The sequence below is a fragment of the Pseudomonas sp. R32 genome, from assembly GCF_009866705.1.
Lineage (GTDB): Bacteria > Pseudomonadota > Gammaproteobacteria > Pseudomonadales > Pseudomonadaceae > Aquipseudomonas > Aquipseudomonas donghuensis.
Genome location: NZ_CP019396.1, coordinates 2,064,848 through 2,087,939, shown reverse-complemented (window position 1 = coordinate 2,087,939; position 23,092 = coordinate 2,064,848). Strand labels below are relative to the sequence as shown.

Below are 23,092 nucleotides of genomic sequence, written 5' to 3'. Positions count from 1 at the left end.
CGGTGCACCCGGAGATCTGGCGTCACCGTCCACTTTGGGTCCAGGCTGTGTGAAAACGCATTGAATACGTCGAAAGTTGAGAGCTGCGGGCGTTGCCTGCGAAACCAGCAGACTGAAGCGCGAATTGCCCTGGTCAACTACATAGGCGTTCGCCTTGGGCGCTGGGGCGCAAGAACTGTCGCTACGCAGCAGCAAACGCGCCGCTGCGATCATGAGTTTGATCCAGTCGGCTCGGAACAATGGGCACGATTCGTATGCCTATCTCAAAGATGTGCTGACGGCAGTTGCCGACGCAGCGGGCAGCAGCCAGGGTTTGTCCAGCGTGAGGCGCCAGCGCAAGGTGGCGGCTTCCTTTCGGGCGCCTTGCAAACGGCCGCCGGTGTGGCCGGTGGCATGGTGCTTGGTAACATGCTGATGGGTATGTTCCAGGACGATGGTGCTGATCAACTCGCGAGCCAGGCACCTGCAGAAGAACCACCAGTGGCACAGGAAGAGCCGGTATCAGATGACCACTATGCTGACGAGGGCTTCTTCGGTGGAGGAGACGACGAAGAGTTCGTTTAACTTCCCAGAGTGAGCACAACATGCCGGTCGTCAAGACCGGCATGTTGTGCTTGCTGACGACCGCTTCCCGCCAAAACAGGTAGGGCGTCCAGCATTATTTAATGGTTTGGATAATAAGTCCGGCCGATGTAGAGGCGTACAATACCTAGTCACACCCCGTTTGAATTGAAAGAGCGCTACCGCAGCACCGACTGAAATCAGCGCAGATAGACAGTCGAAAGCGTCTTCAAACCCGTTGGGCCAAAGCACGTGGTAGCCGAAGGGCAGCGCCAAGTTAAGGATCATGCCAACCATAGCCACTGTGATTCCGGTCAGAGGGGCGGTGTACTTCAATTCGTTGGGTGGACTCCACCACGGGCCCCAGCCAGGATGAAGAGAAAGGATGGCAGGAACGTGAACCAGGTGACCATGCTCGCTGCTATCGCGCCGGCATCACAGTGAATGACCGGGGGTTCAAATCCCCCCGGCTCCACCAAATAATCCTTACAAATCAGGCACTTAGCGAACCTCGCAAGTGCCTTTTTTGTGCCTAAATGGGTTGTTTTGTCTCGGTAATGCCAGCTTTATGACAGCCTTCCTAGCCCATTCCACATCTGCGGCTATGCCCCCATCGCATCAACCGTGATTGCGTTTTCCGACGATTTTTCGGTTTGAAATCGAGCCACAGCGGTCTAGCAGGGGTATTAAATCTGTGTCGGCTTATACACAGAGACCCACACATGCCGACACATGCGCCCAAGAAGTACCTGATCAGTCACGCCTCCCTGCAGCACTGCTTTGACAAGAGCCGCTCTGGGCTCGAGAAGCTGCGCGAAAGCGACCCCAGCTTCCCTCGCCCCATCAAGTTTGGCCCGAGCAAACAGGCAGGCGTTTACTTCGTCGTCGCGGAGGTGGAAGCCTGGCTGGAGAGCAAGATCAGCGAGCGTGATGGAGTCACTCGGGCTCTCTCTGAGAGAGATGAGCAATGACCACACATGAGCAGATACCGTCGTTCTTGGCGGAAATGCCCGAGGCAGCACGTGCTTCGTATCTGAATCCAAGCATCGTGCCAAAGCCACTGCCGAGCGGATTGGCCAGGGTTATGCCCTGGCGTGGAGAGCTACTGCCTGCTGTTCTTCAAGAATACGTGCGGGATGTCGCTGAGCGAACCCAGTGCCCGCCGGATTTTGTTGGGGTCGCGCTTGTAGTTGCTGTCAGCGCCGTGGTCGGGCGCAAATTCACCATCCACCCGAAACAGCATGATGATTGGACTGTCGTTCCCAACCAATGGGGAGTCATCATTGGACGACCGTCTGCGATGAAAACACCAGCGCTCAAGCAAGCGCTTCGTCCCTTGGACGCATTGGAGACAAGAGAGCGAAATCGGCACTCCATGGCGTTGGAGGAGTACAGGACCAACAGTGAGCTGCTCGACATCGAGCGCAAGGCTGCTAAGAGCAAGGCCACGAAACTTATAGGCAGTGGCGACAAACCCGGAGCGCGGGAGGAACTCACCAAGGTTTCGAGTGATGTGCTGCCTCCAGTGCAGCGTCGTTACACCGTCAACGACTCAACGGTAGAAAAGCTCGGTGAGCTGCTCAACGAAAACCCAAATGGCCTGCTGCTAGTACGTGACGAGCTCGGGGGCTGGCTCGCAACAATACAGAGCGAGGACGGCTCAGTGGCACGCGCTTTCTACCTGGAGTGCTTCGATGGCAACGGCTCATTTACCTACGATCGTATTGGCCGAGGCACCCTGTTCATCGAGTCATGTTGTTTATCGCTGATAGGCGGAATCCAACCCTCACGAATCGCATCCCTGGTGAACGCCGCGATCAGCGGCGAAGTGGATGACGGCCTGATTCAGCGCCTACAACTCGCCGTCTATCCCGACGACATTCGTGAGTGGCGTCTGATCGATCGCTGGCCGAACCAAGCTGCCGCTGAGCAGGTGGAACAGATTATTAACCACCTCGACCAGCTCCCATCCGAGCCTCGTGCTGCTCTCAGGTTCAGCCCAGAAGCACAGGAAATATTTAACGCCTGGTATACGCGTCATATGCGACAAAGCCGGAGCGAAGAACTTCACCCAGCATTGCAATCCCATTATCTAAAAATGCCGCAGACCATCGCGGGGTTGGCCCTACTGTTCGAACTGGTCGATGGTGGACAGAGAGCCGTGGGCACAGAGTCCACGTCCCGCGCCATTAACTGGGCGAACTACCTGATGAGCCATGCCTTGCGACTCTACGGCGCAGCTATCAACGCCCCACTACTCGGTGCCAGTCTGATCTTGGAGCGTCAGCAGAAATTACCCGAACCGTTCACCCCACGCGAGGTGCGTCAGAAGGACTGGATGGGATTGGGTTCACAGGACGCTGTGAACAACGCACTCGCCGTTCTGGCTGAACACGACTTAATCATTGGCTACGAGGTGGCCGGAGAAAAAGGTGGCCGCCCATCAACACGCTACATCTGGCGAAAAACGTAGCCTCGACCCAATCTCTTTACCAAAAGGCCGGTAGGGCAACCTACAAAACCTACGAAACCAAGTTTTGTAGGTTCTGTAGGCACCCTTCTCCTGGTTGGGATAAGTAAACTGCGCAAAAATGGACGCACCTCAGCGCTTGGGGCAACAGCCAGGCTTGCGAATCAGCCGCTCTGAATCTGTCGAATCAGGCCGGAACCGGCCAAAAGCAGCCTGTCGCCAGCGTATGCTTTAACAACCAACATCAGCCCGTCGAGATTTAGGCTCTGCCAGGTGGAACAAAATCATGTCCCGTCATCTCTGAAGATATCTCGTCGAGAAACTGGGTAGTGGAAGTCATAAGGAACTCCGATAGTAACCAGTTGTACCTACCTTCGAAATGGCGTGCCAGAACATCTGGTGAATACCTCGCCATCTCTGAAAGCCGATGCATTGCAGCGAACGACAGAGTTAGATGTGATCGCCTGATGTGGCCATCCACACCATCATTCCTTTTCAGGTACCACAGCTTTTGTGGGCTATGGATGTAATAAACGTCTCGTCGTAGTTTGGCGTGATATGCAATGAAGTTGTTTACATTTGTGTGTTCATCCCCACCTCGCTCCCATCGGAAACGCTTCTTCGACCTAATAACAAACTTGTCGGAAATTGACTTATCCCTCTGAAAATAAGAAGGCAATCTTTTCAGAGTTTTTTCATTCGCATACCTGCCTTCTAGCTCAAAGCTCATCCATGCTTCAGAGCTTCCATTCGCGCAGCAAACTACCGGATTCTTGACAGGTACAAAAAGCTCAGGGCGCTCTTTGCTGAGCATATAGGCTCTATGTATATAGGTAAGATTGTATAGCACATCCGATAGTTTGTAGGAAACTGGATTGACATCTTCACCCAGATATCTACTGAGATCCGTCAAAATACCTGCTGCTTTGAAAGTTACAATCTCGTTGGAAATTGATGTTCTTTCACCAATAACCTCACCAGAAACTCCGTGACGGTCGGAAAGCTTACATTTTTTAACCATCAATAATGTCTTGACCGCATTCAACATGCAGTAATAGGCCGTTAGAGGCGCGGACTCCTTAGGCAAAACTAAAGTGGCGGCGGAGAACTGTCGAGCTTGATCCCAAAAGAAACGTGCATCTTGCGTACTATTACGCTTCAGCCAAAGATCAATATAATCCCAAGTATCGGTCACTAGCACGGTCCGACTCTTAAGATCTGGAACTGTTAAAGCTTTGTGCATTGTTAGAGCGCTATTCTTATATGCCAACATCCTATGAGCCACACAATCATCCTTTCTCAATAGACTCGTATTAAATTGATACTACAGTTTGAGTCCCGGCGCAACGACCCGACTCGGATGAACTCAAGACGCAGCACTTTAAAACCTTTGGCTTAATACAATCCTCGCTCAATAACTCTAACTCGGTATCGCAAGTAATTACTAGGTGTGTTTCGAGGGGATACTGAAACGCGCCCTTTAGTCTCGCTGTAGGATGACAAAATCTCCCAGTGACCAACTCGGATTACCACCGGTTGATCGGCAGCCCGGTGCCACTGAGTAATATCGAGAGGCTCGCCAGGTAAGACTGCTTTTGGTCGCAACCAGCCACCTTCGGCGGCCATTCTTGACCGGCTTGGTCTACCGATCACTATCTGACTAGCATGAACACATGTCACCGTCGTCATTTGCTGCCCATTCACCGTACTGGCCCTGCGCTCAGGAAAACACACCGTCATCTGCCGTCCGTTTCTCGTCGCAGTCGGAGCCTTGCATTTACACCTTTGATGCAGGATCGTCGTCTGACGCTGGTTTGCCGCTACCACTGGGCCTTCCCCGCGAACAGATTAACCCCTCAGGAGCGGCATCATACTGACATCCCCCCTTCACAACGCTAATTGCCTGGAAAAACCTCGTAAAAACGCTGAAGCCCAGTATTCATGTGGCTTGCAGCCGCAACACTCCTTCATGACACCTCTTAACGACACCCCTTCACAACGCCAATTGCCCGGCTAAAGCCCGTGAAAACGCTGAAACCCAGTATTCATAAGGCTTGCGGCCACAACACCCCTTCACGTCACCTCTTAGCGACACCCCTTCGCAACGCCAATTGCCGGGACGACACCCGTTAAAAACCATAGACCCAGCAACCATGCGGGCTGCAGCCACGACACCCCTTCACGACACCCCTTCCAGCAAATCGGTAAGTTTCTCTATGGGAGGTGAAGCGTCAGACTCCCATAAGCAATAGATGGGAGGTGAGCCCTATTTTTACGATGTGTCGCGAAGCGGATGTCAGGGCCACCCGAAAGCATCAGATCAGCCGCTTGGGTTTTCCGAGGTCGAGGGGAGACTGGGCTCACCTACATTGAAGAGCGCCACCATGACCCTATTCGCCACTATGGCCAATCTGATGGCCTCAATCGTCCAGCCGACAAAACCGCTGTACACCACAGTGGTATATCCCATCCAAGGGAAAGCAGTCGTGCTGCATGACGGTCTCAATATCCGCAGTGAGCGCACGTGGTACCAGTATCCCGAGTCGCTGACCGGCGAAGAAGAGAATTCGACCTACCCGTTCGATCTTCACATCGACGATAACGCGGTCTGGGTCGAGCCCATCATGCAGCCTGCAGAGCAGTTTCATGAAGCTGATGGAAGACGGTTGGTTAAACCCGCCAACGGAGTGCCGATGATGGATGGCTGCCTCGATGCCATGGGCAATGCTTACGGCATGGACTCGATGAGCGAGAGTCTGTGGTTCGATCACGGTGGCGCGTTCGCAGACTGAATCAGCGCCCGCCAGTTGCCGGCGCTAGAACGTTAAACCAGCATGAAAAATTGCTATGCGTTTCTGTACAGTGAACGAGTCTCTTAGACTCTGATGCCCATCAGCACGGGAGAAGAACATGGACCGGTTTGAGCTACTAATCTATTCAGTGTTCGGCGTGCTCTGCGCCTTGGGGGTAACAGCCGCGATTGGTTACAGGATCGCCGCTTACTTGGACAAGCAGCACGAAAACAGCAAACACAGGGAAACACGCCCGAACTCGACTGCCGATTAATTGAATCAAGTGCGCCATCAGGTCACGTTCAAGCATACGCCCAGGTCAAGGAGGATGACATCGTGAGCAAAATAGAATGCCAGTGCTGTAAGAGGATGATGGTTCCGAAGGTGATCACCAGCGCTCCGCTTTACCTGAGCGGAGTTCCACTAGGGGGTGGTGATCCTGAGTCATCTGTATGCCCCTTCTGTCTGTCGCCAAAGTGGATGCTTACCGAGCGCCAGGCTTTGGCCGCGGGAAGGGCCAACGTAGAGTTCTACGGCATCATGGTTCTCGCCCTAGTAAACATAGTTGTCTTCGTTCGTTTCGGCGAACTGGCGGGTGGTATAGCGCTTGCGGTGTCAGTCGCAACCGTTTTCATGCGAACCAGGGTGATTCGAGCCCTACGCCGTCGCCTGGGCCGTTGAACGAGCCAGTTCTCCACAGGCGATCGGAATGCTACCCAAGAGTAGAATATAGCGGGGGGTTAATACGTAGGGATGTCGCTACTACTCGACAGCATGTAAAACTGCGTCGTTACTGGGTCATTTGATCACGGATTTATAATTACTGTAGTTTATTGGCCCCTGTATGGCGAGCGGTAGCCCGAATCACAGGCCTGTACCGAGCAGTTCACCAACACACTGGCGCAGCCCCCTTCCAAGCAGCTCTTTTAAGCACCGAAGGTTTGCCCCTCCAAAGGTGAGCTTGCAAGTTCAATTCCTGTCTGGGATGCCATATTTAAAATGGCCTGCAGCATTACTAAGGATTCGCGCTGCCTTCCATGGGTGTAAGATGTGTGCAAAAAAATGATTGCAGGCTCATAGACTCCCACGCGAAGCAGCGTTGGATTACCTTATGCGCTCAATTTCGCTGGCACGACAGGGGAAGCAAAATGAACAAGCTAGGGAGAAACGACGAATGCTGGTGTGGCTCGGGCAAAAAATTTAAGAAATGTCACCTTGGTCGCGAGTCAGCTCAGCCACATAAACCTTGGGATCTTAGCGCTGCCCACAGGAAACATTTCTCGAAGAAGCTGTGTTCAGCCCCCGACGCCTTTCATTCACAATGCTCGGGGTCAATCATTGCTGCACATACTGTGCCCCGATCGGGAAGCTTGAACCAGATCGCAGATGATGGACACGTTATGTCTTTCATGCCGTCTCTAGAGGGGCTGATCAAGCACAATGGTGTTTTGAAACCTGAAAGGGTGGGTGTCCGAAGAGCTTCTACATTCAGCGGCTTCTGTTCCACCCATGATGATGGGCTTTTTGCGCCAATTGAGAAGGATGCATTCGTAGGGAGTCAGGAACAGTGCTTCCTTCTGGCCTACCGTGCTTATGCACGAGAGATTTACACTAAACGTGCGGCGTCGGAGCAGGCCAAGCTTTATAAGGACCTAGATAGGGGGCGCTCGCCAGATCGACAGATTGAAATCCAAGCGTTCGCCCACCTCCATGGCGCAGGAATTGATGCTGCGTTACGTGACATAAAAATTCATAAAGCGCGCTTTGACAGATGTTTGACGAGTGAAGACTTCTCACCGGTGCGCTCCTACATCATCGAGCTAGAAGGTGCACCACCAGTAATGTGTAGTGGTACCTATGCGCCTAATGTCGATTTTTGGGGGAGGCAGTTGCAGGATATGGCTGATCTAGCACTGGTCCCAGAACTAATGAGCGTGACCTCTTTCTTTGGCGGAGAAAAGGGGCAGATAGTTTTTTCATGGATGGCTGAGGACGACAGATGTTGCATGGCTCTAATCAAAAGCTTGGAGCAAATCAATGATGATGATCTGTCCTCTACCCTTGTAGCCTATTTCTTTGACCATTTTGAAAATGTTTTTGCCTCTCCGTCTTGGTGGGATGGATTAGGGCAGTCGAATCAAGATGCCTTGATCCAACGAATGATCGGTGAAGTAGGTGTCGCATTCGGGCTCGTACCACCTAGCAAGTCGACTTTCAAAATAGCACCGTGGGTCATATCCAGGCGCTATCGAGTCGGCTTCTAGGGGTTGGAATCTCGAATGCGCAGTACTGTGGTAGACGAGCAATTGGCGTGCCTCGCGGTGGCTCGAATGCCCAGGCCCGCAGCCAGGAGCTCTTTTACGCGATTGTGTAGATTCTCGTCGATTGGGCGGCCCTGATATTTACCGGCCAGTTTTGCCTTCTGGATACCTTGGGCCTGGCGCTCGCGGCGCTGCTCGTAGTCCTTCCGGGCGATCGCCGCCATCATCTCTACTAGCATCGAGTTGATGGCGGCCAGCATCCTTTGAGTGAACTCGTCGCCCTGCGTATCGCGCATACCTTGGTGACTGGTGGGCAGATCCAGAGCGACGATGCGCAAGCCCTTGGCGTCGATCGCACCCCTGAGCTTGGCCCAATCACTGGCGGGGAGCCGGGATAGGCGGTCGATGGACTCGACCAGCAACACGTCACCCGTGCGGGCATCCTTGAGCAGGCGGAGTAATTCAGGCCGATCCGCGGCTGCACCGCTGGCGTTCTCCAGATACTCGCAGGCGATGACCTTGTTGTGGTCGCTGGAGAACTTCTCCAGGGAGACCCGAGCGCGGCCAGCGTCTTGCTTGTCGGTAGATGCACGAAGATAAGCACGGATGAACATAGTACAACCTGTATCAGTTAGGGTGTTGTCCTAAAGCTGTTGCACTTTAGGTGTTACTTTTCAATATAAAAGGCTGACAAAGCCGAAAATTTCCCGTATCAGCCTAGGCATACCCAAAAATCGCCGCAGGTTGCGAAAAACCACGGCGATACAACCCAGCAGAATTATTTCCCTACGAAGTAGAGCGCCCTGCCCTGATTGAAGATTGCCGCTGGGATCGAATCTTTTCTCAGCCGCTGACCAGGGTGGTAGATGTAGATCCACTCAGGCAGGTATTGCGATACAAGCAGCATGGCTTCCGACGTAGTCATGTCGTTCTTGTAGGCATCAAGCGTGAACTGGTTGTCACGTATGAAGATCGGCCCGTAGCTGAGTGGCGATCTCAGAAAGCTCGGCGATTTAGCAACCTCTTCACTGTATGGAATCGGCCGCTCCGCATAACTATCTGCCAGGGATGCATAACCGAAGTGATGACCATCAGGATATTTACCGGTCTGCATTGGCAGCTTCGATAGGCCATTGGCAAAAACTCTCTTGCGAGCATCTTCGACCTTACGCAATGCGAGAGCAGACGCCGCCTCCGGCGAGCTTGCCTGGTCAGCAGGTACCCACGCGACAACCTGAGTTGCATGCGCCGGATCGCTCGACCCACCCAACAGCATCAAGCCCAAGCCAATTCCCGCTGCTGCGCCACCACTCAAACCTGTAGGTGGCGAAGCGAAGCTAACCGCGCTTAATCCAGCATCCCCGAGCACTGTTCCAGAGCCGCTGGCCGGGCTCGCCCTATCAACTGCCACTGCCAGCTCGATTGGAACGTCACGCTGCCCGGAAATCCCCATGGCGGTCAGAACATGCATAGCATCCGACCATTTTTCCCTCGGTACATCTTTCGGCTCAGGAAGCTGCACAGTCCTAGCCCCCTGGGTACCAGAGCACCCAACCAGAAGAGCTACTGTCGCGGCCAGCAAGCCGATTCGGATCGTTGTTGATTTGTTACCCATGGCGCCACTCCCTGTTTTGATTGCCACAGCTTACGGAAACCTTCAGGAAACCCAACGGCATAAGCCTGTGAGCTGTGCCGGCTTGGGATTTCCAGAGCCTGGCATAGCGTGTCATGCAACCTCATGCATGCGGAGCGCCACCATGGAATTTCGTCACCTAGGCAATGGACAGACTTTCCCACCCATAGCGCCGAATGGCCGGATTTACGCCTTACCTGCCACACAGGAAAACCACGTAGAAATTTTCTGCCTGACGCCTGAAGGCATCGTTGGAAGCGGCGTTTCGGCCAACTGGGCTGAAATCACGGGCGTCTACTACGACGATGACTCTTGGGAAATCATCCTGCGCAATTACACCGGGAGGGGAATGCGTTTCCGCCGCGGCCATCCCTGCTTCATGGTTGCGGAGGGAGACGAAACGATACTGACGACCATTCAGGGGTACTCAATCCCCATATGCATAATGAACCGCATATCTTTTGAGAAAACCAATGATTCCTGCCAAAAACCCACGCCAAAGCGAACCTAGATAAAAGAAATCTACCTTTTACGGCAATTTTAATTTCCGACGATAAATGCGCTTGAAAACGAAACCTATCCCTCCTGAACCCCAGTACCTTGTTCTAAAACGGACTGATACGGAGCACTGAATATGATCCAAAACATATTACCTGGCAGGGAGCGAACATCCCAATGAGCACACCGCGCTGGGTTCTTATCAAGCATGCGCCTGAACTAATTCCTCATCACCTCTGCCGCCATGCGCGGCGCGGAGAAAATCATGGAAATTCAGACTGAAACTCTGGGTGAAGAGGAAATTGCAGCTATCACTGGCTATCAACTGCCATCGAAACAAATTCAATGGCTAGCCAGTAATGGATGGCAATACGCCCTATCTGGCGCCAGACGTCCGGTCGTTGGCCGAGTGTACGCTCGCCTCAAGTTGGCTGGCGTTAAGCCAACAGCAATGAACGCCGTCGCAGAGACTTGGACTTTCGATTTGTCTCGGGTGGGTTAGCAAGATGCGTCCGAAACAAACCGCTAATAGAGATCTTCCGCCGCGAATGATTCGGCGTACGCGAAAGCGCAAAAACGGCAACATCTGGGTTGCTTACTACTACGACGGCAGGGACGAAGATGGCAGGCGTCGAGAGATACCTTTAGGTAACGACCTGGACATCGCCAAAGTAGAATGGGCGAAGCTCGACAGGAAGGCCATTCCAAAGATAACGCGCTTGATGGGTCAGCTATTCGATCGCTATGAAAGGGATGTCATCCCGGGTAAAAAGCCGCGAACCCAGAAGGACAACCTGGCTGAGCTCAAACAGTTGCGCAAAGCCTTCGATGATGCACCGATGGAGCTGATTACACCTCAAGTACTTGCTCAGTATCGAGATCGACGGACAGGCAAGGTTAGGGCGAATCGAGAGATTGCCCTTCTCTCTCACATTTTCAACATGGCAAGGGAGTGGGGCATTACTGACCGCCCAAACCCAGCGACCGGTATCCGCAAGAACAAGGAGACTCCTAGGGACTTCTATGCTGGGCCGGCGATCTGGGATGCTGTCTACGAATACGCCGCTCCTGAATTGCGCGATGCCATGGACCTGGGCTATTTGACCGGGCAACGCCCAGCGGACGTGCTGGCCACTCGAGCCTCGGACGTGGTTGATGGCTTCCTACAATTCGCCCAAGGCAAAACGACGAAAAAGCTGAGGATACGTCTTGGCACGGAAACAGAGACCAGCCAGTTGGGGATACTGGTTGAGCGCCTTCTGAGCCAACGCAAGGCGCGACGGGTTCGCAACCCTTACCTAATCGTGACAGAGGACGGCCGCAACGTGACGCCAGCGATGCTGCGCCTTCGCTTTGACGATGCGAGATCCAAGGCCGCCGCTAAAGCGATGGAAGACCTTGATAGCGTTCTGGCCGACAGCATTCGTCAATTCCAGTTTCGCGATATCCGCCCCAAAGCAGCGAGCGAAATTGAAGACCTGGCGCACGCGAGTAGGTTACTAGGGCACACCGATAAGCGGATCACGCAGACTGTTTACCGCCGCGTCGGGGAGATCGTTAAACCAACCCGATGAAACCTTTTTTACAGAGGAGTTGCGGAACACCATCGAAAAGATGCGGAACACCTGGCCTTTTCAGCGTCAAGTTTTCCGCCCTCCAAAAACGCAAAAAGCCCTGAATAATCAGGGCTTTGAAGATGGCGGAAGCGTAGAGATTCGAACTCTAGGATAGTTGCCCATCGACGGTTTTCAAGACCGTTGCCTTAAACCACTCGGCCACGCTTCCTCGTATTGCGGGCGCCATAATACCGAAATGAAACAAGCTGTCAAACTCTCTATGTGGCTGCTTTGCGCGGCTCTGTTATGATCTTTGCATCTGAACGTTTCAAACCCACAGGAGTGTCGCCATGCGCGAACAGGATTACGCCGTCAATCACGGCCAGCAGGTCGAGCAGCAGGAGGTCAGCCGCGTCCTGCGTAACACATACGGGTTGCTGGCTATCACCCTCGCCTTCAGTGGCATCATGGCCTACGTGGCGCAGCAGATGCGCGTTGGCTACCCGAACATTTTCGTGGTGCTGATCGGCTTCTATGGCCTGTTCTTCCTCACCAACAAGCTGCGTGATTCGGTCTGGGGCCTGGTCTCCACCTTCGCCCTCACCGGTTTCATGGGCTTTTTGCTCGGCCCTATCCTCAACCGTTACCTGGGCATGGCCGGTGGCGCCGAGGTGGTCAGTTCGGCGTTTGCCATGACGGCCCTGGTGTTCGGTGGTCTGTCGGCCTATGTGCTGATTACCCGCAAGGACATGAGCTTCCTCGGTGGTTTCATCACCGCCGGTTTCTTCGTGTTGATGGGTGCGGTGCTGGCCAGCCTGTTCTTCCAGATCAGCGGCCTGCAGTTGGCGATCAGCGCCGGCTTCGTGCTGTTCTCGTCGGTTTGCATCCTGTTCCAGACCAGCGCGATCATTCACGGTGGCGAACGCAACTACATCATGGCGACCATCAGTCTGTATGTGTCGATCTACAACCTGTTCGTCAGCCTGCTGCAACTGTTCGGCCTGATGGGTCGGGATGACTGATTGATTGCTGGTGTGATGCGTTGAGAGAAAGCCCGCTTCGGCGGGCTTTTTTGTGGGTGGGGTTTGGCAAGGCTTTGCCTTGCATCGCTGGCAAAGCCAGCTCCCACAGGGATAGGTGTCAACCTCAAGGCACTACCGTAAACGGGTGCGGGCCCGTAGAATGCGCTCCTTTTTTCTTCCGGGGCAGCACTCCCATGAGTTCAATCGAGCAAGGACCTGGCACAGCCGCACAGGCCAATGAACTGGTCCTCGGCCTTGAAGACCGGCCGCGGCCGTTGATTGCGATGCTGGCGGCGCTGCAGCATCTGCTGGCGATCATTGTGCCGATCGTCACGCCTGGCCTGCTGATCTGCCAGGCGCTGGGGGTTTCGGCCCGCGATACCAACCTGATCGTGTCGATGTCGTTGGTGATCTCCGGGATCGCCACCTTCGTGCAATGCCGTCGTTTCGGGCCGTTTGGTGCTGGGCTTTTGATTGTCCAGGGCACCAGCTTCAACTTTGTCGGGCCGTTGATCGCCGGTGGCGCGCTGATGGTCAAGCAAGGCACGCCGGTTGAAGGGGTGATGGCGGCGATTTTTGGTGTGGTGATTGCCGGTTCGTTCGTGGAGATGGGCATTTCACGCATCCTGCCGTTCGTCAAACGCCTGATCACCCCGCTGGTGACCGGTATCGTCGTGTTGATGATCGGCCTGACCCTGATCAAGGTCGGCCTGATCAGCATGGGCGGCGGCTTTGCGGCGATGAGCAATGGCACTTTCGCCAATGGCGAGAACCTGCTGTTGTCGGGCGTGGTGCTGGCGATCATCGTGATACTCAACCGTATTCCGGTGGTGTGGATGCGCAGCTGCGCCATTGTCATCGCCCTGGCAGTGGGTTACGCCCTGGCCGGATACCTGGGCCGCCTGAACTTCACCGGTATGCACGAAGCGGCGCTGTTCCAGGTGCCGGTGCCGCTGCATTTCGGCCTGGGTTTCTCCTGGGCGCTGTTCATTCCGATGCTGGTGATCTACCTGGTGACCTCGCTGGAAGCCATTGGTGATGTGACCGCCACCAGCAAGGTCTCGCGCCAGCCGGTGGAAGGCCCGCTGTGGATGCAGCGGATCAAGGGCGGCGTGCTGGTCAACGGCGCCAACTCGCTGCTGGCCGGGGTGTTCAATACCTTCCCGAGTTCGATCTTTGCCCAGAATAATGGCGTGATTCAGCTGACCGGCATTGCCAGCCGCCATATCGGTGTGTGGATTGCGGCAATGCTAGTGATCCTTGGCCTGTTCCCGAGCGTGGCCGGGGTGATCCAGGCGGTGCCGGAACCGGTGCTCGGTGGCGCGGCGATGGTGATGTTCGGCGCGGTGGCGGCTTCGGGGATCAATATCCTGGCCAGCATCAGCCTGGATCGTCGTGCGCTGCTGATCATTGCCGTGTCGCTGGCGCTGGGCCTGGGGGTGGCGCAGGTGCCGGAGTTCCTCGCGCATATGCCGTCGGCACTGCGCAATGTGCTGGAGTCGGGGGTGGCGACCGGGGGGATTTGTGCCCTGGTGCTGAACTGGTTCTTGCCGGAGCATAAAGACAAGGCTTGAGACAGTGTTGAAGCCATCGCTGGCAAGCCAGCTCCCACAGGGGGCGAGGTAAGCCCTGAAGAGCCCGCGGCATGTTGCTGCGGGCTTTTTGCTTTATCATTCCCGCAGATTTGCTGAAAGAGCCTTCCATGAAGTTCGCCATTGCGGTTTTTTCTCCGGCCCATGCGCCCTCCTCGCGCCGCGCCCTGCGTTTTGCCCAGGCGGCGCTCGCCGGCGGGCATGAGATTGTCCGGCTGTTTTTCTATCAGGACGGTGTGCACAGCGCCTCGGGCAATGTCGTGGCGCCCCAGGATGAACTGGACCTGCCCGCCGAGTGGCGCGCGTTTGTCAGCGCGCAGCAGCTCGATGCCGTGGTGTGCATCGCCGCCGCCCTGCGCCGCGGTGTACTAAATACCGAGGAAGCCCAGCGCTACCAGCGCCCGGCAGCCAACCTGCCGCCACCCTGGGAGCTGTCCGGGCTTGGCCAGTTGCATGAAGCGGCGCAAGGCGCCGATCGGCTGATGTGCTTTGGAGGCGATTGATATGGCCAAGTCCTTGCTGATTATCAGCCGCCAGGCGCCATGGGCCGGGCCATCCGCCCGCGAAGCGCTGGATATCGCCCTGGCCGGCGGTGCCTTCGATCTGCCGCTGGGCATGCTGTTTCTCGATGATGGCGTGTTCCAGCTCGCTCCCGGCCAGCAACCGGTCCAGTTGCAGCAGAAGAACCTCGCGGCCAACCTGCAGGCATTGCCGATGTTCGGTGTCGAGGAACTGTTCGCCGCCAGCAGCAGCCTGCAGGAGCGTGGCCTTGCCGCCGACACCTTGAGCCTGCCGGTGCAGGTGCTGGATGACGCTGCGCTGGCGGCGTTGATCGACCGTTTCGACCAGGTGGTGACCCTCTGATGAGCACCTTGCACGTGATTTGCCACTCGCCGTTTGGCGACAACCGCCTGAGCAGTTGCCTGCGCCTGCTGGGCAGCGCCGATGGCCTGCTGCTGTGCGGCGATGCAGTGTATGCCCTGCAACCGGGCAGCGAGCCGCTGCGCACGCTGCAGGCCAGCCAACTGGACGGACGCCTGTTCGCCCTGGACGAAGACCTGCAGGCCCGCGCCATTGCCATCAGCGACCTGGGCAAGGCCGTCGACTACCCGGCCTTCGTCGCGTTGTCGCTGCACTATGACAAGGTCAACAGCTGGCTATGAGTACCCTGACTGTCGGCGAGCGCAGCATCGCCCTGGATAAAGACGGCTACCTGGTCGAACTGAGCGACTGGTCCGAAGAGGTGGCCGCCGCCCTCGCCGCCCATGAAGACCTGGAGCTGACCGCGGAACACTGGGAAGTGCTGGCGCTGCTGCGTGACTTCTACCAGGAGTTCGAGCTGTCGCCGGCCACCCGTCCGCTGATCAAGTACACCGCGCTCAAGCTGGGCGCGGACAAAGGCAACAGCCTGCACCTGAACCGCCTGTTCAAGGGCACCCCTGCCAAACTCGCCGCGAAACTTGCGGGCCTGCCGAAGCCGACCAATTGCATATGACCGAGCACACCCCGCTGATCACCGAAACCCCGGCCGAACACCCGTTTGCCCAATTCGTGCGCATCCTTGGCAAAGGCAAGCGCGGTGCCCGTGGCCTGAGCCGCGAGGAAGCCCGTGAGGCCATGGGCATGCTGCTCGATGGCAAGGTCGAGGAAACCCAGCTCGGCGCCTTCCTGATGCTGCTGCGGCACAAGGAAGAAAGCCCCGACGAGCTGGCCGGCTTCACCGAGGCCCTGCGTCAGCGCCTGCAAACACCCGCCATCCAGGTCGACCTGGACTGGCCAAGCTACGCCGGCAAAAAGCGCCACCTGCCCTGGTACCTGCTGGCCGCCAAGTGCCTGGCCGCCAATGGCGTGCGCATCCTCCTGCACGGCGGCGGCACCCACACGGCCGGGCGGCTGTACACCGAACAGGTGCTGGAACTGCTGCAGATTCCGCTGTGCCGGGACTGGCATGCGGTGTCGGAGGCGCTCGACACTCACCAGCTGGCCTTTATCCCGCTGCAGGACTGGGCACCGCGCCTGCAACGGATGATCGACCTGCGCAACACCCTGGGCCTGCGTTCGCCAATTCATTCCCTGGCCCGGGTGCTCAACCCGCTGAATGCCCGCTGCGGCCTGCAGAGCATCTTCCACCCTGGCTACCAGGCAGTGCACCGCGAAGCCAGCCGGCTGCTCGGCGATACGACGATCGTGGTCAAGGGCGATGGCGGCGAGATCGAGATCAACCCGGACACCAGCAGCCACCTGTATGGCACCGCCAATGGCCTCGACTGGGATGAAGAATGGCCGGCCCTGGCCGCCCAGCGCCATGTCAAACCGGCAAGCCTTGAGCCCGAGCAACTATTGGCCGTATGGCGCGGCGATGAACAGAACAGCTATGGCGAACTGGCCGTGGTGGCGACCATGGCCCTGGCCTTGCGCGGCCTCGGCCAAGGCCGTGAAGAGGCCTTCGCCCAGGCCCAGCGCTATTGGGACCAGCGCCACTGATCGAATAGATCGATCAAACAGGCCCGGACTTTGCGCTATTCGTTCGAACCCAGGTCCGTACACTGGGTTCTATATCAGAACGAATCGCCAAGGAGCTCAGCATGGGCCTGTTGATCGACGGACGCTGGCACGACCAGTGGTATGAAAGCAGCAAGGACGGCACCTTTCAGCGCGAAAGCGCACAGCGGCGCAACGCCCTGCCCGCCGCGCAAGCCGGGCGCTACCACCTGTATGTATCGCTGGCCTGCCCCTGGGCCCATCGCACCCTGATCTTTCGCAAGCTCAAGGGCCTTGAGGGCCTGATCGATGTGTCGGTGGTCAGCTGGCTGATGGGCGAACATGGCTGGACCTTCGACCAGAGCAAAGGCTCGACCGGCGACACACTCGAGCACCTGGACTTGCTGCATCAGCGCTATACCCGCGACGACCCGCACTACAGCGGCCGGGTCACAGTGCCGGTGTTGTGGGACAAACAAGAGCAGCGCATCGTCAACAACGAGTCGGCCGAGATCATTCGCATCTTCAACTCGGCGTTCGACGAGCTGACTGGCAATCGCCTGGACCTGTACCCCGAAGCGCTGCGCGGGCAGATTGAGGCGCTTAACGAACGGATTTATCCCGCGGTGAACAATGGCGTGTACCGCGCAGGCTTTGCCACTTCACAGGCGGCCTATGAGCAGGCCTTCGATGAAGTGTTTGCCGAACTGGATCATCTGGAGCGGTTGCTCGCCACCCAGCGCTACCTGGCCGGAGAGTACTTGACCGAGGCCGACTGGCGGCTGTTTACCACGCTGATTCGCTTTGATGCGGTGTACCACGGGCACTTCAAGTGCAACCTGCGGCGCATTGCCGACTACCCGAACCTGTCGAACTGGCTACGGGAGCTGTATCAGTGGCCGGGGATCGCCGAGACGGTGAATTTCGAGCATATCCAGAAGCACTACTACATGAGCCACAAGACCATTAACCCGAACGGGATCGTGCCCAAGGGGCCGTTGCAGGATTTTGAGCTGGGGCATGACCGGGAGCGGCTGGTGGGGCGAGGGATTTGGCGCAAGGCTGGGGAATAGGGGTGGATTCATCGCGGGGCAAGCCCGCTCCCACAAAACCTGTGGGAGCGGGCTTGACCCGCGATGATTTCAAGGCTGGGCGCCTTCGAACCAGGCCAGCTTCTCGTGCAGCTGTACTACTTCGCCAACGATCACCAGGGTCGGCGCATGCACTTCATGCTCGGCCACCAGCTTGGGCAAGTCGGCCAAGGTGCCGGTGAACACCCGCTGGTTTGGCGTGGTGCCCTGCTGAACCAGTGCCGCCGGGGTGTCGGCTGCACGGCCGTGACGAATCAACTCAGCACAGATGGTCGGCAAGCCAACCAGGCCCATGTAGAACACCAGAGTCTGTGCCGGCGCCACCAGGTCATGCCAGGGCAGGTCGCTGGTACCGTCCTTGAGGTGACCGGTGACGAAACGCACCGACTGGGCATAGTCGCGGTGGGTCAGCGGGATGCCGGCATAGGCCGAGCAGCCACTGGCCGCGGTAATCCCCGGCACCACCTGGAACGGAATGCCCTGGGCCGCCAGCTCTTCGATCTCTTCGCCGCCACGGCCAAAGATGAACGGATCGCCACCTTTGAGCCGCAACACACGCTTGCCTTGGCGCGCCAGGTCGACCAATTGCTGGTTGATCTGCGCTTGCGGCACGGCGTGGTCGGCGCGGCGCTTGCCGACGTAGATACGCTCGGCGTCACGGCGGCACAGTTCGATGATCGCCGGGGCAACCAGGCGATCATAGAGCACCACATCGGCCTGCTGCATCAGGCGCAAGGCGCGGAAGGTCAGCAGGTCCGGGTCACCGGGGCCGGCGCCGACCAGATACACCTCGCCCGGCGCCTGGTAGGTGGCACCGTCGATCTTGGCTTGCAGCAGACGCTCGGCTTCAGCGCCCTGCCCGGCCAGTTGCCGCTCGGCGATCGGGCCCTGGAAGACATCTTCCCAGAAGCCACGACGCTGATTGACGTCCGGGTACAGCGCCTTGACCTTGTGCCGAAAGCGCGCGCCAAGGCCGGCCAGTTCGCCATAGGCGGCGGGAATCCAGGTTTCCAGCTTGGCCCGGATCAACCGCGCCAGCACCGGCGCATCGCCGCCGCTGGACACCGCAACCACCAATGGCGAGCGGTCGACGATGGCCGGGAAGATCACCGAACACAACGCCGGCGCGTCGACCACATTGACCGGCACGCAGCGCTGGTGGGCATCCGCCGAGACCTGAGCGTTGAGCGCCTGGTCGTCGGTGGCGGCAATGATCAGCTGGCAGCCGTCGAGGTCGCCTGACTGGTAACCACGGCTGAGGATTTCACCACCGCTGTGCCGGGCAAGCTCGGCCAGTTGCGCTTCGATCTCGGGCGCCACCACCCGCAGCACAGCCCCGGCATCAGCCAGCAGACGCGATTTGCGCAGGGCAATTTCGCCTCCGCCGACGATCAGCACACGGCTGCCGCGCAGTTTGTGGAACAGCGGCAGGAATTCCATTTAACCGATGACCTCCAGGCCACCCATGTACGGCTTGAGCACTTCCGGCACGCGGATCGAACCGTCGGCCTGCTGGTAGTTCTCCAGCACCGCCACCAGAGTGCGACCGACGGCCAGGCCCGAACCGTTGAGGGTGTGTACCAGCTCCGGCTTGCCGGTTTCCGGGTTGCGCCAGCGCGCCTGCATGCGGCGGGCCTGGAAGTCGCCACAGTTGGAGCACGAGGAGATTTCGCGGTACTTGTCCTGGCTCGGCACCCAGACTTCCAGGTCGTAGGTCTTGACCGCGCTGAAGCCCATGTCGCCGGTGCACAGCGCCAGCACCCGGTACGGCAGCTCCAGGGCTTGCAGGACGCGCTCGGCGTTGGCGGTCAGGCCTTCCAGAGCTTCCATGGACTTGCCCGGCTCGACGATCTGGACCATCTCGACCTTGTCGAACTGGTGCTGGCGGATCATGCCGCGGGTATCGCGGCCCGAAGCACCGGCTTCGCTACGGAAGCACGGGGTGTGGGCAACGAACTTGACCGGCAGTTGCTTGGCATCGAGGATCTCGCCGGCAACGATGTTGGTCAGCGACACTTCGGCGGTCGGGATCAGGTAGAAGTCGGCTTCGCCGTCGCGGCTGATCTTGAACAGGTCTTCCTCGAACTTGGGCAGTTGGCCGGTGCCTTGCAGCGCCGGGGCCTGGACCAGGTACGGGGTGTAGGCTTCTTCGTAGCCGTGCTCGCTGGTGTGCAGGTTGATCATGAACTGCGCCAGGGCGCGGTGCAGGCGCGCGATCGGGCCGCGCAGCAGGGCGAAACGGGCGCCCGACAGCTTGGCGGCGGTTTCAAAATCCAGGCCGCCGCTCAGCTCGCCGAGGGCCACGTGGTCCTTGATCTCGAAGTCGAAGGCGCGCGGGGTGCCCCAACGACGGACTTCGACGTTGTGCTCTTCATCGGCGCCGACCGGCACGCTTTCGTCCGGCAGGTTGGGAATGCCCAGGAGGATGCCATCCAGTTCGGCCTGGATGCCGTCCAGCTCGACCTTGCCACTGGCAAGCTCGCCCGCCATACGCTCGACGTCAGCCATCAGCGGGGCGATGTCTTCGCCCTTGGCCTTGGCCTGGCCGATGGATTTGGAACGGGCGTTACGCTCGGCCTGCAGTTGTTCGGTACGGGTCTGCACCACTTTGCGGCGTTCTTCCAGTGCCTCGATGCGCGCGACATCCAGGCTGAAGCCACGGGAGGCCAGGCGGTCCGCCACTTCCTGAAGTTGGCCGCGTAACAGTTTGGAATCGAGCATATCGTTCTCTCGTTGGTTCAGAATTTGGTCAAAGACAGGCCGGCCCAGGTTGCGAGCAGCCCGCCAAATACGCTGATCCCGGCATAACCGAAGGCCAGCGGCGCCTGCCCGCTTTCAAGCAGGCGCACGGTATCCAGTGAAAAGGATGAAAAAGTCGTAAGACCGCCGAGAAACCCGACGATCAGGCCCGCGCGCAGCTCGACCGGCACCAGCGGGCGATGCAGAAACAGCCCGTAGAGCAAGCCGATCAGCAGGCAGCCAATCAGATTGACCGCCAGCGTACCGAGATAGAAGTGGCGTGGCCAGTGCGCGTTGACCCAATTGGCGGTGGCAAAGCGCATCAAGGTGCCAACAATACCCCCGGCGCTGACTGCGGCGATCACGGCAATCATGGTTTTCTCCGCTGCCGCGGGCTGTTGCGGTCGAGTTCGGCCAGGTGCTTGAGCTTCTCGCCGATCTTCAGCTCCAGGCCACGCGGCACCGGTTGGTAGTAGTGGCGCGGCGCAAGGTTGTCGGGGAAGTAGTCTTCACCAGCAGCATAGGCATCCGGCTCGTCGTGGGCGTAGCGGTATTCGTCACCGTAGCCCAGTTGCTTCATCAGCTTGGTCGGTGCGTTGCGCAGGTGCAGCGGTACTTCCAGCGAACCGTGCTCGCCGGCCTCGCGCAGGGCAGCCTTGAAGCCCATGTACACCGCGTTGCTCTTCGGTGCACAGGCCAGGTAAGTAATGGCCTGGGCCACCGCCAGCTCGCCTTCGGGGCTGCCCAGGCGCTCCTGCACATCCCAGGCCGCCAGGCACAGGCTCAGGGCGCGGGGGTCGGCGTTGCCGATGTCTTCGCTGGCCATGCGCACCACGCGCCGGGCGATGTACAACGGGTCGCAACCGCCATCGAGCATGCGTGCAAACCAGTACAAGGCGCCATCGGGGTTGGAGCCGCGCACCGATTTGTGCAGTGCCGATATCTGGTCGTAGAAGGCTTCGCCGCCCTTGTCGAACCGCCGGCGGCTGTCGCCGAGCAGGCTCTGCAGCAACTCGACGCCGATTTCGCCACCGTCCTCCGCCAGGTCCGAGGCGTTCTCAAGAAAGTTGAGCATGCGCCGGCCATCGCCATCGGCGGCGGCCATAAGCATCTGGAAGGCTTCGTCGCCGACGCGCAACTGGCGCTTGCCCAGGCCGCGCTCTTCGCTCAGGGCGCGATTGACCAGCTTGCGCAGCGCGGCTTCGTCGAGGCTTTTCAGCACATAGACCCGCGCCCGCGACAGCAGCGCGTTGTTGAGCTCGAACGAAGGGTTCTCGGTGGTGGCGCCGATGAAAATCAGCGTGCCGTCTTCCACGTACGGCAAAAAGGCGTCCTGCTGGGACTTGTTGAAGCGGTGTACCTCGTCGACGAACAGAATCGTCCGCCGCCCGTACTGCCCGGCCTGCTGCTTGGCGATGTCCACCGCGTGGCGGATCTCCTTGACCCCGGCCAGGACCGCCGAGACGGTCTCGAAGTGAGCATCGCAGAACTGCGCCAGCAGCCGCGCCAGGGTGGTCTTGCCGACCCCGGGCGGGCCCCAGAAGATCATCGAGTGCAGCGCGCCCGCTTCCAGTGCCTCGCGCAGCGGTTTGCCGCGGGCCAGCAGGTGCTCCTGGCCAACGTACTCGTCCAGGTTGGCCGGGCGCAGGCGCGCGGCCAGGGGCTGGGCTACGGGGTCGCTACGAAACAGGTCCATGGGCGGCGCTACTACCTCTTACTCGGAGATGACATCCGCACCTTTGGGGATATCGAACTTGAACTTGCTCGCCGGGATCGCCTCGTTGGCCTTGACCGCGGTGAACAGGATGTTGGTGCGCTGGCCGACGCTGTCGATCAGTTGCATGTCATTGACCAGGCCGCGACGGAACGACAGGCGCAGGGAGTCGAACAGGGTGTCCTTGGTTTTCGGCTTGAGCACGAAATCCATGACCTCGCCCTGCTCCTTGGAGGTGATGTCGAAGCTCTGGCTGATCTTCGATACGTCACCAGACAGCAACAGTGCCGGGGTTTCGGTCAGGCGCTGGTCGAGTTTCTTGATGGTAGCCTGTTCCAGGTCCGGGTCCCACAGGGTGACGTTCTTGCCGTCCGACACCACCACTTGCTCGGCTGGTGCGTCGGTGTGCCAGTAGAACAGGCCCGGACGCTGCACGGCCATCTGCCCTGTGGTTTCCTGCAACTGGGTGCCGGTGCCATCGAGGGTCAGCTGGGAGAAATTGGCGCTGATGGTCCTGGATTTGTCCAGCAACTGGGTCAGGCGCGCGGCATCGGCCTCGGCGGCAATTGCCGAAGCGCTGGACAGGGCCATAGCGGAAACCAACAGCATGCGAATCAGGCGCATGGAAATCCTCGTTGCAGTATGAAGGGGCCGGCGGCCGTCACTGGCCGCCAGCGGGTTG

The 23,092-nt window shown here is 58.3% G+C and carries 23 protein-coding genes, 1 tRNA gene and 4 pseudogenes; 18 read left to right on the top strand and 10 right to left on the bottom strand.

The window, feature by feature from the left end; genetic code table 11:
• Positions 1-152: 152 nt before the first annotated feature.
• Positions 153-326: pseudogene (locus tag PspR32_RS09565) on the top strand (transposase domain-containing protein); the annotation flags it as partial.
• Between the two features lie 31 nt (positions 327-357).
• A pseudogene (locus tag PspR32_RS09560) lies at positions 358-564 on the top strand (DUF2076 family protein); the annotation flags it as partial.
• A gap of 94 nt (positions 565-658) precedes the next feature.
• On the opposite strand, the pseudogene PspR32_RS26320 reads toward PspR32_RS09560, so the two are convergent.
• A pseudogene (locus tag PspR32_RS26320) lies at positions 659-995 on the bottom strand (chromate transporter); the annotation flags it as partial.
• Positions 996-1,283: 288 nt separating this feature from the next.
• On the opposite strand from PspR32_RS26320, the gene PspR32_RS09555 reads away from it, so the two are divergent.
• Both PspR32_RS09555 and PspR32_RS09550 read left to right on the top strand, forming a co-directional pair.
• Positions 1,284-1,532: a helix-turn-helix transcriptional regulator gene (locus tag PspR32_RS09555; protein ID WP_021205333.1), complete on the top strand. Its 249-nt coding sequence runs from the start codon at positions 1,284-1,286 to the stop codon at positions 1,530-1,532.
• The gene (locus PspR32_RS09550) at positions 1,529-3,034 is read left to right on the top strand and encodes a YfjI family protein (protein ID WP_159388360.1); all 1,506 of its coding nucleotides are present in this window, start codon (positions 1,529-1,531) and stop codon (positions 3,032-3,034) included. Before PspR32_RS09555 ends, PspR32_RS09550 begins: the two co-directional genes overlap by 4 nt.
• A gap of 256 nt (positions 3,035-3,290) precedes the next feature.
• On the opposite strand, the gene PspR32_RS09545 is transcribed toward PspR32_RS09550, so the two are convergent.
• Complete coding sequence (locus tag PspR32_RS09545; protein ID WP_159388359.1) at positions 3,291-4,226, bottom strand: YaaC family protein; 936 nt, start codon at positions 4,224-4,226, stop codon at positions 3,291-3,293.
• 1,189 nt (positions 4,227-5,415) lie between these two features.
• On the opposite strand from PspR32_RS09545, the gene PspR32_RS09540 reads away from it, so the two are divergent.
• The 3 genes and pseudogenes from PspR32_RS09540 (at position 5,416) to PspR32_RS09535 (ending at position 8,087) form a co-directional block, all read left to right on the top strand.
• On the top strand, positions 5,416-5,823 hold the full coding sequence (locus PspR32_RS09540; protein ID WP_159388358.1) for a hypothetical protein: 408 nt from the start codon (positions 5,416-5,418) through the stop codon (positions 5,821-5,823).
• Positions 5,824-6,860: 1,037 nt separating this feature from the next.
• A pseudogene (locus PspR32_RS26665) lies at positions 6,861-7,040 on the top strand (SEC-C metal-binding domain-containing protein); the annotation flags it as partial.
• Between the two features lie 153 nt (positions 7,041-7,193).
• Positions 7,194-8,087, top strand: a complete 894-nt coding sequence (locus PspR32_RS09535) for a hypothetical protein (protein ID WP_232531827.1) — start codon at positions 7,194-7,196, stop codon at positions 8,085-8,087.
• Here the strand turns inward: PspR32_RS09535 and PspR32_RS09530 are convergent.
• Together PspR32_RS09530 and PspR32_RS09525 are read right to left on the bottom strand one after the other, a co-directional pair.
• Positions 8,084-8,698 (bottom strand): recombinase family protein, encoded by a 615-nt coding sequence (locus PspR32_RS09530; RefSeq protein WP_159388356.1) that lies wholly within the window; start codon positions 8,696-8,698, stop codon positions 8,084-8,086. The genes PspR32_RS09535 and PspR32_RS09530 overlap by 4 nt on opposite strands.
• Before the next feature lie 164 nt (positions 8,699-8,862).
• On the bottom strand, positions 8,863-9,699 hold the full coding sequence (locus PspR32_RS09525; RefSeq protein ID WP_159388355.1) for a hypothetical protein: 837 nt from the start codon (positions 9,697-9,699) through the stop codon (positions 8,863-8,865).
• A 142-nt stretch (positions 9,700-9,841) separates the two neighbouring features.
• On the opposite strand from PspR32_RS09525, the gene PspR32_RS09520 reads away from it, so the two are divergent.
• The 3 genes from PspR32_RS09520 (at position 9,842) to PspR32_RS09510 (ending at position 11,789) form a co-directional block, all read left to right on the top strand.
• Positions 9,842-10,228, top strand: a complete 387-nt coding sequence (locus PspR32_RS09520) for a hypothetical protein (RefSeq protein WP_159388354.1) — start codon at positions 9,842-9,844, stop codon at positions 10,226-10,228.
• A gap of 252 nt (positions 10,229-10,480) precedes the next feature.
• Positions 10,481-10,717 (top strand): DUF4224 domain-containing protein, encoded by a 237-nt coding sequence (locus tag PspR32_RS09515; protein ID WP_159388353.1) that lies wholly within the window; start codon positions 10,481-10,483, stop codon positions 10,715-10,717.
• Positions 10,718-10,721: 4 nt separating this feature from the next.
• The gene (locus PspR32_RS09510) at positions 10,722-11,789 is read left to right on the top strand and encodes a phage integrase (RefSeq protein WP_159388352.1); all 1,068 of its coding nucleotides are present in this window, start codon (positions 10,722-10,724) and stop codon (positions 11,787-11,789) included.
• Between the two features lie 123 nt (positions 11,790-11,912).
• Here PspR32_RS09510 and PspR32_RS09505 read toward each other — a convergent pair.
• A tRNA-Ser gene (locus PspR32_RS09505) sits at positions 11,913-12,000 on the bottom strand.
• Positions 12,001-12,121: 121 nt separating this feature from the next.
• Here PspR32_RS09505 and PspR32_RS09500 point away from each other — a divergent pair.
• The 8 genes from PspR32_RS09500 (at position 12,122) to PspR32_RS09465 (ending at position 17,939) form a co-directional block, all read left to right on the top strand.
• Positions 12,122-12,793 carry a Bax inhibitor-1/YccA family protein gene (locus PspR32_RS09500; RefSeq protein WP_036994557.1) on the top strand — a complete coding sequence of 224 codons (672 nt, stop codon included), beginning with the start codon at positions 12,122-12,124 and terminating at the stop codon, positions 12,791-12,793.
• A 194-nt stretch (positions 12,794-12,987) separates the two neighbouring features.
• Entirely contained in the window at positions 12,988-14,367 is a 1,380-nt protein-coding gene (locus tag PspR32_RS09495; protein ID WP_010226719.1) for a nucleobase:cation symporter-2 family protein, read from the top strand.
• 128 nt (positions 14,368-14,495) lie between these two features.
• Positions 14,496-14,888, top strand: coding sequence for a sulfurtransferase complex subunit TusD (tusD, locus tag PspR32_RS09490; RefSeq protein WP_159388351.1), 393 nt, complete (start codon positions 14,496-14,498; stop codon positions 14,886-14,888).
• A 1-nt stretch (position 14,889) separates the two neighbouring features.
• A complete protein-coding gene (gene tusC, locus PspR32_RS09485; RefSeq protein ID WP_010226721.1) occupies positions 14,890-15,249 on the top strand; it encodes a sulfurtransferase complex subunit TusC in 360 nt (119 codons plus the stop codon).
• Entirely contained in the window at positions 15,249-15,548 is a 300-nt protein-coding gene (gene tusB / locus PspR32_RS09480) for a sulfurtransferase complex subunit TusB (protein ID WP_010226722.1), read from the top strand. The genes tusC and tusB overlap by 1 nt, the downstream gene beginning before the upstream one ends.
• Positions 15,545-15,880 (top strand): TusE/DsrC/DsvC family sulfur relay protein, encoded by a 336-nt coding sequence (locus PspR32_RS09475; protein ID WP_159388350.1) that lies wholly within the window; start codon positions 15,545-15,547, stop codon positions 15,878-15,880. Before tusB ends, PspR32_RS09475 begins: the two co-directional genes overlap by 4 nt.
• Positions 15,877-16,869: a glycosyl transferase family protein gene (locus PspR32_RS09470; RefSeq protein WP_159388349.1), complete on the top strand. Its 993-nt coding sequence runs from the start codon at positions 15,877-15,879 to the stop codon at positions 16,867-16,869. The genes PspR32_RS09475 and PspR32_RS09470 overlap by 4 nt, the downstream gene beginning before the upstream one ends.
• Positions 16,870-16,970: 101 nt before the next feature.
• A complete protein-coding gene (locus PspR32_RS09465) occupies positions 16,971-17,939 on the top strand; it encodes a glutathione S-transferase family protein (protein ID WP_159388348.1) in 969 nt (322 codons plus the stop codon).
• A 69-nt stretch (positions 17,940-18,008) separates the two neighbouring features.
• Here the strand turns inward: PspR32_RS09465 and cysG are convergent, their stop codons facing one another.
• Genes cysG through lolA form a run of 5 tightly spaced genes read right to left on the bottom strand, consistent with a single transcriptional unit; the run spans position 18,009 to position 23,034 of the window.
• Positions 18,009-19,397 carry a siroheme synthase CysG gene (gene cysG, locus PspR32_RS09460; RefSeq protein WP_159388347.1) on the bottom strand — a complete coding sequence of 463 codons (1,389 nt, stop codon included), beginning with the start codon at positions 19,395-19,397 and terminating at the stop codon, positions 18,009-18,011.
• Positions 19,398-20,678, bottom strand: coding sequence for a serine--tRNA ligase (serS, locus tag PspR32_RS09455; protein WP_036994550.1), 1,281 nt, complete (start codon positions 20,676-20,678; stop codon positions 19,398-19,400).
• A 17-nt stretch (positions 20,679-20,695) separates the two neighbouring features.
• Positions 20,696-21,070: a fluoride efflux transporter CrcB gene (gene crcB / locus PspR32_RS09450; protein ID WP_036994548.1), complete on the bottom strand. Its 375-nt coding sequence runs from the start codon at positions 21,068-21,070 to the stop codon at positions 20,696-20,698.
• Positions 21,067-22,392, bottom strand: coding sequence for a replication-associated recombination protein A (locus PspR32_RS09445; RefSeq protein WP_036994546.1), 1,326 nt, complete (start codon positions 22,390-22,392; stop codon positions 21,067-21,069). The genes crcB and PspR32_RS09445 overlap by 4 nt, the downstream gene beginning before the upstream one ends.
• 18 nt (positions 22,393-22,410) lie before the next feature.
• Complete coding sequence (gene lolA / locus PspR32_RS09440) at positions 22,411-23,034, bottom strand: outer membrane lipoprotein chaperone LolA (protein ID WP_010226741.1); 624 nt, start codon at positions 23,032-23,034, stop codon at positions 22,411-22,413.
• Positions 23,035-23,092 lie beyond the last annotated feature (58 nt).

Excerpts from the sequence above, each read along its gene's own strand:
- PspR32_RS09475 (WP_159388350.1), top strand. The coding sequence starts at position 15,545 with ATGAGTACCCTGACTGTCGGCGAGCGCAGCATCGCCCTGGATAAAGAC.
- PspR32_RS09515 (WP_159388353.1), top strand. The coding sequence starts at position 10,481 with ATGGAAATTCAGACTGAAACTCTGGGTGAAGAGGAAATTGCAGCTATC.
- PspR32_RS09495 (WP_010226719.1), top strand. The coding sequence starts at position 12,988 with ATGAGTTCAATCGAGCAAGGACCTGGCACAGCCGCACAGGCCAATGAA.
- PspR32_RS09525 (WP_159388355.1), bottom strand. The coding sequence starts at position 9,699 with ATGGGTAACAAATCAACAACGATCCGAATCGGCTTGCTGGCCGCGACA.
- tusC (WP_010226721.1), top strand. The coding sequence starts at position 14,890 with ATGGCCAAGTCCTTGCTGATTATCAGCCGCCAGGCGCCATGGGCCGGG.
- crcB (WP_036994548.1), bottom strand. The coding sequence starts at position 21,070 with ATGATTGCCGTGATCGCCGCAGTCAGCGCCGGGGGTATTGTTGGCACC.
- PspR32_RS09550 (WP_159388360.1), top strand. The coding sequence starts at position 1,529 with ATGACCACACATGAGCAGATACCGTCGTTCTTGGCGGAAATGCCCGAG.
- cysG (WP_159388347.1), bottom strand. The coding sequence starts at position 19,397 with ATGGAATTCCTGCCGCTGTTCCACAAACTGCGCGGCAGCCGTGTGCTG.
- PspR32_RS09540 (WP_159388358.1), top strand. The coding sequence starts at position 5,416 with ATGACCCTATTCGCCACTATGGCCAATCTGATGGCCTCAATCGTCCAG.
- PspR32_RS09530 (WP_159388356.1), bottom strand. The coding sequence starts at position 8,698 with ATGTTCATCCGTGCTTATCTTCGTGCATCTACCGACAAGCAAGACGCT.
- PspR32_RS09555 (WP_021205333.1), top strand. The coding sequence starts at position 1,284 with ATGCCGACACATGCGCCCAAGAAGTACCTGATCAGTCACGCCTCCCTG.
- serS (WP_036994550.1), bottom strand. The coding sequence starts at position 20,678 with ATGCTCGATTCCAAACTGTTACGCGGCCAACTTCAGGAAGTGGCGGAC.
- tusB (WP_010226722.1), top strand. The coding sequence starts at position 15,249 with ATGAGCACCTTGCACGTGATTTGCCACTCGCCGTTTGGCGACAACCGC.
- tusD (WP_159388351.1), top strand. The coding sequence starts at position 14,496 with ATGAAGTTCGCCATTGCGGTTTTTTCTCCGGCCCATGCGCCCTCCTCG.
- PspR32_RS09500 (WP_036994557.1), top strand. The coding sequence starts at position 12,122 with ATGCGCGAACAGGATTACGCCGTCAATCACGGCCAGCAGGTCGAGCAG.
- PspR32_RS09520 (WP_159388354.1), top strand. The coding sequence starts at position 9,842 with ATGGAATTTCGTCACCTAGGCAATGGACAGACTTTCCCACCCATAGCG.
- PspR32_RS09445 (WP_036994546.1), bottom strand. The coding sequence starts at position 22,392 with ATGGACCTGTTTCGTAGCGACCCCGTAGCCCAGCCCCTGGCCGCGCGC.
- PspR32_RS09510 (WP_159388352.1), top strand. The coding sequence starts at position 10,722 with ATGCGTCCGAAACAAACCGCTAATAGAGATCTTCCGCCGCGAATGATT.
- PspR32_RS09470 (WP_159388349.1), top strand. The coding sequence starts at position 15,877 with ATGACCGAGCACACCCCGCTGATCACCGAAACCCCGGCCGAACACCCG.
- PspR32_RS09465 (WP_159388348.1), top strand. The coding sequence starts at position 16,971 with ATGGGCCTGTTGATCGACGGACGCTGGCACGACCAGTGGTATGAAAGC.
- lolA (WP_010226741.1), bottom strand. The coding sequence starts at position 23,034 with ATGCGCCTGATTCGCATGCTGTTGGTTTCCGCTATGGCCCTGTCCAGC.